Annotated in this window: 12 protein-coding genes; all 12 read right to left on the bottom strand. The window is 38.2% G+C overall.

Translation table 11 applies throughout. The features are described 5' to 3' along the window. Positions 1 to 45: 45 nt before the first annotated feature. On the bottom strand, positions 46 to 570 hold the full coding sequence (locus tag M3P19_RS12130) for a hypothetical protein (protein WP_249657947.1): 525 nt from the start codon (positions 568 to 570) through the stop codon (positions 46 to 48). A 13-nt stretch (positions 571 to 583) separates the two neighbouring features. Continuing rightward, the gene (locus tag M3P19_RS12135; protein WP_249657948.1) at positions 584 to 3,499 is read right to left on the bottom strand and encodes a hypothetical protein; all 2,916 of its coding nucleotides are present in this window, start codon (positions 3,497 to 3,499) and stop codon (positions 584 to 586) included. A gap of 13 nt (positions 3,500 to 3,512) precedes the next feature. Beyond that, positions 3,513 to 4,043, bottom strand: coding sequence for a hypothetical protein (locus tag M3P19_RS12140; protein WP_249657949.1), 531 nt, complete (start codon positions 4,041 to 4,043; stop codon positions 3,513 to 3,515). 96 nt (positions 4,044 to 4,139) lie between these two features. Beyond that, on the bottom strand, positions 4,140 to 5,459 hold the full coding sequence (locus M3P19_RS12145; protein WP_249657950.1) for an amidohydrolase family protein: 1,320 nt from the start codon (positions 5,457 to 5,459) through the stop codon (positions 4,140 to 4,142). A 78-nt stretch (positions 5,460 to 5,537) separates the two neighbouring features. Further along, positions 5,538 to 6,662, bottom strand: coding sequence for a helix-turn-helix domain-containing protein (locus M3P19_RS12150; protein ID WP_249657951.1), 1,125 nt, complete (start codon positions 6,660 to 6,662; stop codon positions 5,538 to 5,540). A 20-nt stretch (positions 6,663 to 6,682) separates the two neighbouring features. After that, positions 6,683 to 7,162 carry a GyrI-like domain-containing protein gene (locus tag M3P19_RS12155; protein WP_249657952.1) on the bottom strand — a complete coding sequence of 160 codons (480 nt, stop codon included), beginning with the start codon at positions 7,160 to 7,162 and terminating at the stop codon, positions 6,683 to 6,685. A gap of 88 nt (positions 7,163 to 7,250) precedes the next feature. Beyond that, the gene (locus M3P19_RS12160; protein WP_249657953.1) at positions 7,251 to 9,182 is read right to left on the bottom strand and encodes a S41 family peptidase; all 1,932 of its coding nucleotides are present in this window, start codon (positions 9,180 to 9,182) and stop codon (positions 7,251 to 7,253) included. A 43-nt stretch (positions 9,183 to 9,225) separates the two neighbouring features. After that, on the bottom strand, positions 9,226 to 9,840 hold the full coding sequence (locus M3P19_RS12165) for a hypothetical protein (protein ID WP_249657954.1): 615 nt from the start codon (positions 9,838 to 9,840) through the stop codon (positions 9,226 to 9,228). Between the two features lie 189 nt (positions 9,841 to 10,029). Next, a complete protein-coding gene (locus M3P19_RS12170) occupies positions 10,030 to 10,674 on the bottom strand; it encodes a hypothetical protein (protein ID WP_249657955.1) in 645 nt (214 codons plus the stop codon). Between the two features lie 50 nt (positions 10,675 to 10,724). Then, positions 10,725 to 11,606 carry a glycoside hydrolase family 16 protein gene (locus tag M3P19_RS12175; protein ID WP_249657956.1) on the bottom strand — a complete coding sequence of 294 codons (882 nt, stop codon included), beginning with the start codon at positions 11,604 to 11,606 and terminating at the stop codon, positions 10,725 to 10,727. Positions 11,607 to 11,704: 98 nt separating this feature from the next. Further along, complete coding sequence (locus tag M3P19_RS12180) at positions 11,705 to 12,148, bottom strand: nuclear transport factor 2 family protein (RefSeq protein ID WP_249657957.1); 444 nt, start codon at positions 12,146 to 12,148, stop codon at positions 11,705 to 11,707. Between the two features lie 128 nt (positions 12,149 to 12,276). Then, positions 12,277 to 12,606 (bottom strand): avidin-fold protein, encoded by a 330-nt coding sequence (locus M3P19_RS12185; RefSeq protein WP_470299683.1) that lies wholly within the window; start codon positions 12,604 to 12,606, stop codon positions 12,277 to 12,279. Positions 12,607 to 12,651: the final 45 nt, after the last annotated feature.

Genomic DNA, 12,651 nt, shown 5'->3' on the forward strand with positions numbered 1-12,651 from the left:
GTTTTTGTTTTAAGATAAGACAGAATCGATTCTAATTTAAGTGGTTTAACCGAACAGCATTTCCAGCATTTTACCGGCTCGTTTTGATATTGATTTTCGTTCATCCTTGGCCAATCGAATTAGATGCGATTTAATCCATTCCTTTAAATCAGCATCTTTTTTGGACCATTTGGATAAGGTGTTTATAGACTGATTAAGTACAATCCAATCTGAATGGTTTGCCAAATTGTACTTCATTATTTCCTTAGCCTTTGTGACTTGATTTGGCGACATTTCTTTTTCAAGGGACAAAAACAATTGTGCCAATGTCCATTGTGTTGATGCTTGATCAATTTTTGCGATTTCATCTATAAAACGATCAATGTAGGGTAGTAGTAGTGCTTTGTTTGCTTTGCAAACCCGTTTCATTGCGTTTGAAGTACGTAGACGCACCACTTCGTCCGCACTGAAATAACAATTGAAAAGGGCATCAAATTCGATAGGGTTTGCCAATACCTGATCTACCACTTCAACTGTATTTCCCAAAGAATTAGGGTGCCCGCCAGTTAATCTACTTTCAAAGTTTGTCATATCATATTGCTAATTATTCAATCACATACCAGTTATACCAATTGGGTTCCACTTCTACCGTAATAGCTATTTCATACGCACGATTCAATTCATAAGTTTTGGGTGAAATATGCTTCTCACTAACCTTCGCTAGTGTATCTAGACCTGTATAATATAAGGGAACTTTAATTTTTTTTCGAATCAACTTATCCGTTGGATTGAAGACAAGTAAAAAGCCTTTTTGGTTTAGGTTGGGATTTACATGCATCATATAATCAATGTCCCTACCATCTGCCCTACGAAGATGGATGATATCACTTTCCAAGATATCGCGGTATTTTTTGTACCAAGCAACCACTCGTTTTACCATCTGCTTGGTCGTCTCGGTGTCATATAACCTTGGACCTCTTAGCGCGGATTGGATGCCCATGCCAAGGTTACTTACCAGCATCATTTCATAATGATCTAGGTGTTCATTTAACGGTTCTATGGTAGCGGCTGCACCACCACCGTGATATTGTGCCAATGGAATAAAACTCCAACGCATGGACGGGGTACTTTCCCAAGTGCCATCAAAAATATTTTGACGTGTGTGAATCAACTGATGCCTACGAGGCAATGACCAATTATTTTCCCTGTAGCCTACACCATTTTGATTGGAACCTGCCAAATAGTAATAGTCAGGTACTCGTAAATAAATGCCTTGGGTCTTGCACCATTTATAAAAATCCGTGATTTTTTTCCATTGTCTGTATTGGGAATCCCCTAATCCCAGATGACCTGGATGGTCTTTGGAAGCACAAACGTCTCCAGGATAGTTGCCATCATGGGTGAAGGTCATAAATCCAGTTTCCGAAAACATGCGATACATTTTTCTGAAATACTCTTGTCCCCAATTGCTTTCAAGACATGGCGAATTGCCAAAAGTGGCAAACCCTCCGGTTTTTCGCGTTTTTGGATTCACGACATCATCTTGTTCGCTAATGCTTCTTGAAGCCAAAAGCGAATAAGTACCGATTTTGATGCCTTTATCATTCGCATACTGAGCATATTTTTTCATGTTCTCATAGTTGGCTTGGCTTTCATCTTCAGGATTAAAACCGCTTCCAAAGGAGAAATTCAACATTTCATAACCGACTTCCGCGGTTTGGTCTATGCCATTGGTGTATTCATCCCAATTAGAACTGGTGATATGGAACATCATGGGATTTTCAGTGATCCAAGGAGCAACTACACGATACATTTTTCGTTGCGCCAAGCCTTTCCGCTCTTTATCATAGGAATCGTGAGGAATCATAAAAGTGCGAATGGATTCCATGGATTTACCTGCATCTAAATTGATATGGTAACCGTTATCAGGATAGATTCGCATGGAATTTGGCACCGCTTGGACCCAAGATATCTGCGTCACATAGTCTTGATCGGTACCCCAATGTACGGTTTGGCTATTGGCTACCGAAGCGGCCATTGATGAAAATGCCATATCCGTTTCAAAATGGATGTTAGGCTTGAGTTTAAGGTCATCCCGACCACGATAGTCCCCATAAGGATGGTGGTCGGCTATACCCAAATATTCGGAAACAATCTGATCTACCTTTACTGCTTGTTGGCCGTTATTGGTTATTTCTACCCATTTGGATAGTGCAGGAATGCCATCGTACATCTCATAATTGATAGAAATGGTCAACTCCTGCAAATTTCTCAATCGTTGACTGATTTTTTCAATTTCATTAGGATCCAACTTTCCGTAGGCTGAAAAACTGTTGATTTTGAGTCGTACCAGTTCACCTGGGGTATCGTTATCCATGCCATTGGCATTTTTGCCCAGTTTTCCTATCCTAACGGCTATTGGGTCGGGTACCGTAGTCTTAAAATCAATACTTTCATACGTTTTCCAGGTACCCTCCTTTGGTTTGGCTTCACAGTGTACGAGATTACCATCAATTCTCAATCGAAAAAACCAAGTCCCGCTAAAATCCACATTGTCTTTTCCGCCGGCCTGTATGTTTTCATTTTGTCCATCAAAAACTGTAAATCGCCACGCACCTTCATTTTTTGAACCGGATTCGTTTCCTGGGCGCATATTGAACTTTATGATTCTATCCTCCCAGACCAAGGCAATTCCTGGCCCCCAATAACCGCTAAGGTCGGTTCCTGCATCTATTGAAGTCTCTACGAGTCCTATGGTTTCTGCCAGTGCATACTCGGCATATACCGCTGTATTGTTTGGGGTGTAAATTTCACCGGGTTTTCCCTCATTGAAGAATGAGCTTCGCTCATGTAAAGGACTGGTTCGAATTTTCCAATCTGCTTTCATTGCTGCGAAATCATCTTTGAATATTTCTTTTCTTCCTACATGACTTTGTTGGGACAAGGTGATCAAATCGGTGGCTGGAACTTTGTCCAGTTGATAATCCATCTTTAATCTTATACCCTTCGGAGGCCAAGAAACATTTGGCGCTACATGTCTTACTTGTTTCCATTCAAACCTCTTTTGTGGGGCCAAGGTTTTAAACCCCTTGAATTTGAAAGCCAATGGGTTAGCGGTTAAGCTATTTAACCAATCCGGATACAGGAAGGCAAGATTAAGTTGCCCATTTAATCCACCCACATCCATGGTAAACCCGTTAATGGAAACAATGGCTTCCGGTTTTATGGCCCGAATGTGTTCTTCTTGTTTGCCTAAAACTTTTAAGCTTGTTGTTGCAGCATTAGGACTAAGTTTGAATGACCGGGAAATGATTCCGTTCGAGAGTATGATTTCATCTCCAGAGACGGTTTTGAATAATTGGGATTTCTCTGCGATATTCCCTAAAAGCCAATCCCGTTCACTACCAGAATCATAGGTGCCTGAAATTTCCTGAAGCGAAGAAAGTTGATCATACTGTTCCTGTCCCCAACTAAGTGTAGCGTAAAATAAATAGATCGATACACCAATTAAACGTCTCATAACTAAGCTATGTTTATTGATATTTAGCAGGAATAGGGTTATCAGGTCTCTCACTATCGAACATCCAAGATAGAATCCACCATCGGTCTCCATCAAAATACAATTGAATACTATTGATGCCTCTTGCCACTACAGGTCCGTCTTTTTCAGTTTTCGTTTCGTAGGTGCTCCAAACATGGGTAATGTTTCCAAACTGTTCTACTTTTCTACTCACTTCATATTCCCAAAAACCCGCTTTAGGTGTGCCAAATCCTTTATGATAATCCTCTAAGCTCTGGGTGAGAATATAGATTTTTCCTTCCCTGTTTTTACCAGTAATGCTTATCAACGCATCTGGATGATGCAAAGAATTGTCTCTTTCCCAATCCCGTGGGGAATTGGCCGGGCCAGAAATCACATCGTAATAGGCTTTTAAAATACCGTCTAAGGTTTGGACATCCTGTACTATTGGGTAGGTGTTTGCTTGGGTGCTTTGCCCAAATACCATTCCAGTTGACAGCAAGAGGAATACAACGAGTAAGAACGAATTTCGATTTGTTTTCATTTATTGATAGTGCTAGGTTCTGTTCAAATAGAATATGGATCTAATTGGCATCCAGCGATGCTTAGCACTAAAGATAACCTTTACGTTTTAGGTAATTTATTCCTCGGAATAGTTATTTTCTACCTCCTTCAAAAGTTGGTCAAGAATAATCCTGTTAAGCCATTTACCTTTTAGCACAACTCCAAATATGGATTTTGTGTGCTTTATATTCTCCAAAGGATTTTTGTTTAGAAGCACAAAATCGGCAAGTTTTCCTTCAGATATTGTACCACTCTGCGTTATAGTGTTTAGGTACCGCGCAGGAACCAAAGTTGCCGTTTTGAGGGTTTCATAATTGCTCAAACCAGACGCATGTATCAGTTCCAATTCCCGATGAAGGGAAAATCCAGGTAAAAATAAGCCGTAGGTATCACTGCCCGCCATTAATGGTACACCCTGATCGTGTAGCATTTTGGTAAACATTTTTTGCCAGTTGAGTTCATTTTGCAGTCGTTTTAAAGATTCTGGCGCAATAAACCATTTGTGAACTCGGTAGTTGATTCGGACAGATGTCCAATAATCCGAGTAGTGTTTTGGCAAATATTTGAGGTTGTCATCCGCATGGAGTTCCGCTGACTTTTGTTTATCCGCATACCTACGTATCATTTCAAAAATTCCCAAAGTTGGAGAAACGTAAATTCCACTTGACTTAATGTCTTGGGCTGCCCTTTTCAAATAATATTGGTCATGTAATTTATCCTCGGGAAGTATATACATGAACTCCTCCATATGTGCTATGGATTTTATACGAAGACTATATTCCAAAGGCATTTTACGCTGACCATGACCTACCACATCAATGCCCGCTTCATTCGTCCTATCCAATAGCTTCAGATAGATGTCTTTTGGCAGGTTGTCTGCTATTTTTAAGAAATCATAGCCGCGATCTTTATGGAATTGCACCACACTTTCCACCGAATCAATATGTTGAAAATGGTCTCTTTTTAAATAAGGGCCAGTTGTATAATAATGGGGTGCAAAAAATTCATTGTTTCGTGACTGATTTCTGATTTTGATATGGTCCTGTCCATCGTATTCCGCCATATTTCTAGCTGAGGTTATTCCATTTGCAATCAAAAGCTTGAATTCATTTTCAATGTTGTTTTGAAGATGGAAATGAGTTTCGACCAATCCGGGAATCATGAACTTACCCTCAGCATCTATGGTTTGATCTACTGGTATAGGAGGCTGACTCAGGGTGGGTTCTATTTTTAGGATTTTTCCGTTGGCTATTATGACCCGATGATTTTTCAAAATAGTATCCCTGTCCATTGGGATAACATTGACCTTTTCAAAAGAAATAATCTGCTCCTGTGTGGCGCAATATGTACTAATGATCGAGAGTAAACCTAATAGGAGTAAGAATTTTGTACGCATGTTGTTTTGTTTGGAACAAACGTACTTAGGTACAGAACAGTTGAAGTTCAGAAAGCTTAACTCATGATAATTTGGAACTTATTTATTCTTGAATTCCCTAGGCGTAAGTCCAGTTTCTTTTTTGAAATTTGTGTAAAAACTCGTTTTGGAATTGAAGCCACATTCCAAGCCAATTTCCAATAAACTATATCGGTTAAATTCGGGATCATTAATTAATTTCTTTACCTCTTCTACACGACGAGAATTGATGAAATCCGGAAAATTAACGCCGGCATTTTCATTGACAATTTGAGAAAGATAGCCGGAACTTATTCCTAGCTTATCAGCCACTTTTTCTCTGCTTAAATTAGGGTCAAAGTGAATTTTTTCAGTATCTAATAAGTTGATTAGTGAGTCAAAGTGGGAACGCTTGGCTGCAGGTTTATTAGCGCTTACGGCTATTTCTTTTCTCCGAATACTTCGAATTTCAAATTGATCATTGCTAAGCTTAAACTGAAAAAGGCCATGATAAATTAACCAGTAGATAAAAATTGAAGCAAAAGTCCATAAATAGGTTAGGGGCAACTTTTCCGAGAACAAGAACCGATAAGATTCCAATACCACACCAAAAACCAATAGTGCAGAGGTAAACACCCACAAATAGAAAAGCCATTTCTTTTGAACTGGTCGATTTGTGATTCGAATTTGTTTGTATGAAAGATATACCATTAGCAATGGGAAAATAACTGAAAGTAGACTTATGGATTTGTAAAAGAAACTATAGCCATCAATGGTCTTAAAGGGGAGTATGAACAAGTCAAAATTGATACTAAGGGACAACATTATGTTCAATGTGCTTAACAACACAAATGGCAGGTAAAAGTAGCGGTAGGACTTTAAGGTTTTGGACTTTTGAACGCTATTGCGAACAAAAAAGAAGAATAGGGTGACAGGATATAGAAACTGCCATAGGAACAAGTCGAGGATATTTATTAACAAAGGATTTGTACCTATGTCCCAAAACCAATTGTTTAAACCCACCACAGCAATAATCAATAAAGTATAACCCAAAGGATTGTTGCTCTTACTTTTGAAAAATTTTGAGAATAGAATGGTAAAGCCTAGTGCAAAGCAATGCAGAATGCCAATTAAAATTACTATTTCAAGCACTGAAACTTCGATATACGGTGAATTTAGAGCAGCCCATTTAAACCGGAACTGCATGAAAAATTAAGTTTAAATATCTAGTTGTGTTCCTTTATTGGAATCCAAATTTCCTCTTCGGAATTGGGGTCATTGTTTTTATAGTTTTTCCCTAAGACTTCAAAGTGCGGCCTATCATCTACTACAAAAGCAGAATTCGGAATCCATTCTGAAAAGATATATTGATATATGGTTGTATCCGCACTGGAACCTTTATAATCAAAAACGGCATATAGCCCACCAATTAAATCAAAAGATTCCATCCCTTTAGGGATGTTTTCAAATTCTGAAACCTCTAAGGTTGCCCATTTTTCAAATTGCCTGGCAGGTGAAAAAGCGCTGTAGTAATCTGTTGGATAGATTTGCATTGAAATTTTGTCTGCGGTTACCCTGTTTCCAATCTCCTTGATACGTGGGGCAAATTGCCTCCATAATTGTCCTGTTTTATTTTGGACTAGGTTCATACTGAGATGCAACCCAACAAGTTTTTTGGGTGCTAAAGTTTCTATTCTAGGTTCCATTTTATGGAATTGTTTTTAGGTCTTTTGGATGATTAAATCACAGTACAAACTACAGTTGTCAAGATATGCGAATGGTTGGTATACTGGATTATAAATATCCAAACCACTTGGCATAGTTGTCAACGTTTTTCCAATCAAAATTCCAAAGTGCTTTGAGCATACTACCAATGGCTCCCATGCTTTCACCATCTATATCTTTACTTGCCGCCATTCTCCCATTGGCCATCATGGAATCGGGATAGTATTCTACAGCTACATCCAACAACGCCCGTTGCATTTCATTGTTTCCGGTATTGTGATAGAGATAAATGGCTGTGGTACTTAAGTTATTGGCCGCAAGGGCATCCAATTTATTTCCGTAGGTTGAGAAAAGCGCTTTGTAGGCCTCTTTTGCCTTATCGTAGGATTCATTCTGGATTAATTCCAAAGCAGTAAACTCATCTTTTCCCAATTTATCAAGTACTCGGGAATTTCCATCCGCTTTTATCAAAGTCAGTTCATTATTGGAGGCCATTAAATCGAATCTCAGATTGTCTGCATGGAATGTGGAATCATTTACAATAGTCAAATCAGATTCCATTAAGCCTGAAATGTTGATGTTTCCTTGTGTCAAGTTTAAATGCAACGTTTTGTCGGGACTAAATTCATAACGTCCGTTATAACTTGAAAAAGCTTCATCTCCAAGATCCCATTTGGGCATATTCATGAATAATGTGTCTTTCATGATTTTATCCAAAATTGGATTTGCGCCAGATAATTCTTCCTTAAAGCTCATATCGTATGGTATTGTAGGGGAAAATGTGTTGTATGAATCATCGTAATAAGTGTTCTCCCAAAACAATTTTGATATTTGCCAAGTCATGCGATTCATATGAAGATCGTAGAATAAACCGTCTCCAGGTAAATTGTTGTAATCTGCAAAGGGCACGCCGGCGAAAGTGGCTTTCGTTTTTGTTGAAAGATTGGTGGCAAAACAAATAGCTGCGGAGAAAGTTCTGTGCCCGGTTATTACATAAAGAATACCCTTTTTATTGATTTTGGGTCTTTTTTGAATTTCAGCTACCAGCTTGGTGGTCAGAAAATTATTTCCTCCACCATTATTTCGTAAATCGATAACAAACTTGTTTATGACGTTGGTTTCAGCTACATCCATGAGTTCATCAATGAAATCGGGCATAGATTGATTGGGCATTTCGAAGACACTGTTGTATTTCATATAAAGCAGCTTTGTCTCTGGTTTATACTCATACCAATATGCGGCACTTCTATTTTCCCTGTATTTTGAAATTTTGATGTCATCTAAAGCATTCAAGTTGACCATACCACTTTCTTCTGAAAATCCATCAAGCTCTAAAAGGTGTTTGGACCCTTGTAAATCGATGAATTCAAAAGTTGCTTTTTTGTTATTTTCCGTTAGACCCAAGCCATACAGTAAACCCGGTCTTCTGATATAAATTTCGCCGTACATTTTATATCCGCTTTCGTTTACACTCGGGGAAATGGTTTTTATTTTTTGAAGCACTTTTTCAATGGGATGCCCATTTACTCCAGTGATTTTATGACCCAGGATTTCTGAAATCGAACTATCGGCTTCCACAATGTAAAGCCCATCCTTGTAAAACTTGGTACGTATAGGAAATCCACCAACATCATCAGCATAATTGGCAATACGTGTATGACCATCTTTTAGTAAAGCTGATACTTCCATTAAAGAGATGCGCATTTTATCGCGATCAAGCTTACCTTCAGCATGGTGAACAATTTGTCTTAAACTATCGATCTTCGTTTTGACAGCCTCTCTGGTTGGTGCTGCCCAATCTGGATTTGCATGGTAGGTGAGCAAGGATACCTCCAATTTGTCCAAATCCCTAATCCATTCGCTCTCCTCTGAGATGACCAGGGCATGAACCCTATGGAATGACCAAGTGATACAATAGAGGAAAATAGGAATCAGAATTAAAATGAGGATGAATCGGAAGATCTTCCATAGGATTTTCAAGAATCGTTTTAAGAGTTTCATCAGTGTTCGTTTTTAGTTGAATTAGTTAGTTTATTATATGTTGTTATTGTGATGTAAACAAATCTCTGCCAAGCAGTACAAAAGCAATTCCCATAATAGCGGTGCCGATGGTTCCTCCCCATGCAGGCGTGGAAATTAAAGAGACCAAAGGAATACCAACTAAACCTGTTAGAATCATAATTGGCGCTAAACGTGCAATTTTCCCAATACGCAGCATAGTAATACAGAACATTATCCATCCAAATGTGAATGTTAACAATGCAATCATTGTACCTATGTTATACAAAGAAAATCCCACAGTTTCATCTAAAGAATTTAAAGCATCTGGGTCAATAATGGCTAACTCAGGAATCACGAAAATTTGATACCATTCATTAGCAAGAGTAAAAGCATTCCCAAAAAAGACGATAATGAACGATAAGTAATCGAAACTAGTTAAGTTTTTGGCGTGAGCTAATAGCAAACCTATAAGCCCGAATAATAAGAACCCCACTCCAAGGGCAGCAGCACTCATCCGATATATAAATATTGAAGATTGTGCTATTACGGAAGTTGGTGCTTCAAAATCAATTAATGGCGTTAGTACCGAGTTGGTAATAATAAAAAAGATGCCTCCTATGATTAAGGAAATGGCACTTAACTGTATGATATTCTTCATGTTACTGAATTTAAGATTACATAGAGTCTTTCATTAAATCTCAGTTGTTACATGTTTGAATCATTGGAATGCGTAGTACTTATTATGCAATTTTTCTCGATTTGATTGACATTCATTAAAGCTAATAATATGTGATTAAGTTAATGATTTTTAATGAAGTGGATTAATGCAAGCTATTACTATGCTTGGTTAATTTACATCTTTCGTAATGTGTGGATATTTTTCGAATGTAAGATCTATCAACTTATTCGAATTCCTCAATTCCAATACCTTTTTTTCGGAACATGTCCAATGCGCGCTTTTCACCCTTGAAAATTGATAACTAGATGCCTCAAAACAGTTTGTAATACAATCCAGATAGCGCCAAAGAAAACCCAAATTGACCTCAATGCCCATATGGTAAATTGAATCTGTTTTCTCAAGTCCTTGATGAGGAGATAACTTTTTCAATTGCCCATAATCGAATGACCAACACATTAAACTTGGATACACGTTGTTTTTTAAGATTGGCAATTCACCCTCGTTTCCAGCTCCTAAAGCCCTAAATCCATTTTTGTCCTTTACAAGGAATGCCAATAATTGTTCACCTACAAAGTAGTCTGTCCATCTCACTGCACAAGCCCAGTCGTTGAATTTACGTATTGTGATTACTCCGTCGATTTGTCCAATACTTTGGCTAACTTCAAGCTCATATACAAGATTATCTACGCACGTGATTTCCCCTGCAACAATTGAATCTGCCTTTAGTGTCATGGTTAAGATATCCATGGAAACGAATTCTGCTCTAGTACTACTTACAATGAAAAATAATATAAGTGCGAGTGATTTTTTCATCAGAAATATTTGTTGGAAGATGATAGTATGGTTCAAGTTCCTAATTTTAATTATTGGTACACCCGTATATAATCCACTACCATTTCACTTTCAGTAAAATTAGGGTCAATGTCAGGTTCAATAGCAATATTGAAAATGAAATAGTAATCCATGCCAAAAGGCCAGGTATCTGCATTTCTTTCTTTAGGTTGATAGGTGTAATGTGTTTTGCCATCCACTCCAAAATCCATTTTCTCAGGGGTCCATTGCAAACTATAGACATGAAATTCCCCAGATGCATCCACAAGTTGCTGCCCACCTAGATTTTTTACGTAGTAACCATAACTGTCCCCATTGTGTACGGCACTTTGTACAAAATTTTGATTTTTACCCCAATGTTCCAAGATGTCTATTTCACCACAATTAGGCCATGGGGTTGTACCATATCCTTTGGTTTGCCAATAGGCGCCATCTTCATCAATATTTTGGTTCAACATCCAAATGGCGGGCCATGTACCTATCCCTTGAGGTAATTTAGCGCGAACTTCTACTTTTCCATAAGTAAAGGCAAATTTGGAATTGAGTCGAGCGGCCGTATACGCTTTGGTTTCACCTTGGTCTTCAAAGGTTTCTTTTTTGGCTACTAAATGAAGATAACCGTCTTTGACAAAGGTGTTGGAAGTTCTATCGGTGTAATGTTGGATTAACCCACCCCACCAACTACCTCCTGGTGGCAATTTGGTCTGGAGAAACCATTTTTCGGTATCAATCTGTCCCTCTCCTTCAAATTCATCAGACCATACCAATGTTTTGTAATCCAACTCATTTATTTCTGTGGTGTTTTCCGTGGATGCAACAGGATTTACTTCTGATGTCAATCCGTTCCAGATAAAATAAGTGAGTGTCCCTATTAAAAGAATTGAAAGGACTATAAATCGAAGTTGTTTGGTCATAACCTTAAGTATTGTCGTCTCCTTAAAGTTCCAAAAACTTAAAGTATTTAACAACTTAATTGACTTTACCTCTGGTGAAAAGGAAAAATTGTGATGTGCTAGTGGGTACTTGAATCATTAAATTGCCATAACACGTTTACAATTTGCCATTTGTTGTTGAGTTGAACAATGTGCATATAATCAATCCAGTCGTCCGCAATTAGTTTTACAGATGCGGTCTTGTCAAAAATATCAAGGATGATGACCTCTTTTTTGGGATTTGACGGGAACTTATCCCCATTCTCATTATACGTTTCTGCCAACAGGACCATGGCATCCGTAAAGGTCTCCCTCAAATATTCCTTCCCGGTGGATTTATCCATCCAAAATGTTCGTTTTACCATTCTTGGATGAGCAGAACGTTCAAACTGCTCTGGCTTAGTATTGTGTTGGGATTCGATATAATCCAAAGCGGCCTGGGTAATAGCAAGGGAATCCTGTTTAGTTTGAGCGGATACACTTAGGTAACTAATGCAAAAAAGTAATAGGCAAATGGGTTTCATTCTAATGATCGTTTTTTTGATTTTAAACCGTGGGATTAACCAAAAATAACATTTGATGCGCTACCCTTTTGTGGATGATTGTTTTTTTATGAATGGATTAACAGCTAGTGTTTTGGGTTTCGTACAATTCACAATTCCTGGAAAACATTTACACCTTGAGCCAATTCGGAATCTGTGGTCATCTCAAAATGTTCGGTCAATGTGATTTTACCATTTTCCTTGGAGATTGTACATGAAGACTCCCCATGATCCATAAGGCCATCCATTCGCATTTGGCAATAGGTGAATTTTAAATTTTCTTGATTAAGATTTCCAACTAAAAATCCTTTGGAAATCTTTCCGCCAGCATAATTGGCAGTTACTACATTTTCGTTCTGGGTAAACTCAAATATGGTTTCAGAATTTACAATACCGTTGGGAGCGGTCTTGATTACCTTCATTTTGATATTGTGCAACATAGCCTTTCTACTTCTTGTATTAACCTAGCTAGTCACAAAGATATC

It is taken from the genome of Flagellimonas spongiicola (genome assembly GCF_023502425.1).
Lineage (GTDB): Bacteria > Bacteroidota > Bacteroidia > Flavobacteriales > Flavobacteriaceae > Flagellimonas > Flagellimonas spongiicola.

Coding starts and splice junctions, on each gene's coding strand:
- M3P19_RS12165 (WP_249657954.1), bottom strand. CDS start 9,840: ATGAAGAATATCATACAGTTAAGTGCCATTTCCTTAATCATAGGAGGC.
- M3P19_RS12175 (WP_249657956.1), bottom strand. CDS start 11,606: ATGACCAAACAACTTCGATTTATAGTCCTTTCAATTCTTTTAATAGGG.
- M3P19_RS12145 (WP_249657950.1), bottom strand. CDS start 5,459: ATGCGTACAAAATTCTTACTCCTATTAGGTTTACTCTCGATCATTAGT.
- M3P19_RS12130 (WP_249657947.1), bottom strand. CDS start 570: ATGACAAACTTTGAAAGTAGATTAACTGGCGGGCACCCTAATTCTTTG.
- M3P19_RS12185 (WP_470299683.1), bottom strand. CDS start 12,606: ATGTTGCACAATATCAAAATGAAGGTAATCAAGACCGCTCCCAACGGT.
- M3P19_RS12140 (WP_249657949.1), bottom strand. CDS start 4,043: ATGAAAACAAATCGAAATTCGTTCTTACTCGTTGTATTCCTCTTGCTG.
- M3P19_RS12155 (WP_249657952.1), bottom strand. CDS start 7,162: ATGGAACCTAGAATAGAAACTTTAGCACCCAAAAAACTTGTTGGGTTG.
- M3P19_RS12150 (WP_249657951.1), bottom strand. CDS start 6,662: ATGCAGTTCCGGTTTAAATGGGCTGCTCTAAATTCACCGTATATCGAA.
- M3P19_RS12160 (WP_249657953.1), bottom strand. CDS start 9,182: ATGAAACTCTTAAAACGATTCTTGAAAATCCTATGGAAGATCTTCCGA.
- M3P19_RS12135 (WP_249657948.1), bottom strand. CDS start 3,499: ATGAGACGTTTAATTGGTGTATCGATCTATTTATTTTACGCTACACTT.
- M3P19_RS12180 (WP_249657957.1), bottom strand. CDS start 12,148: ATGAAACCCATTTGCCTATTACTTTTTTGCATTAGTTACCTAAGTGTA.
- M3P19_RS12170 (WP_249657955.1), bottom strand. CDS start 10,674: ATGAAAAAATCACTCGCACTTATATTATTTTTCATTGTAAGTAGTACT.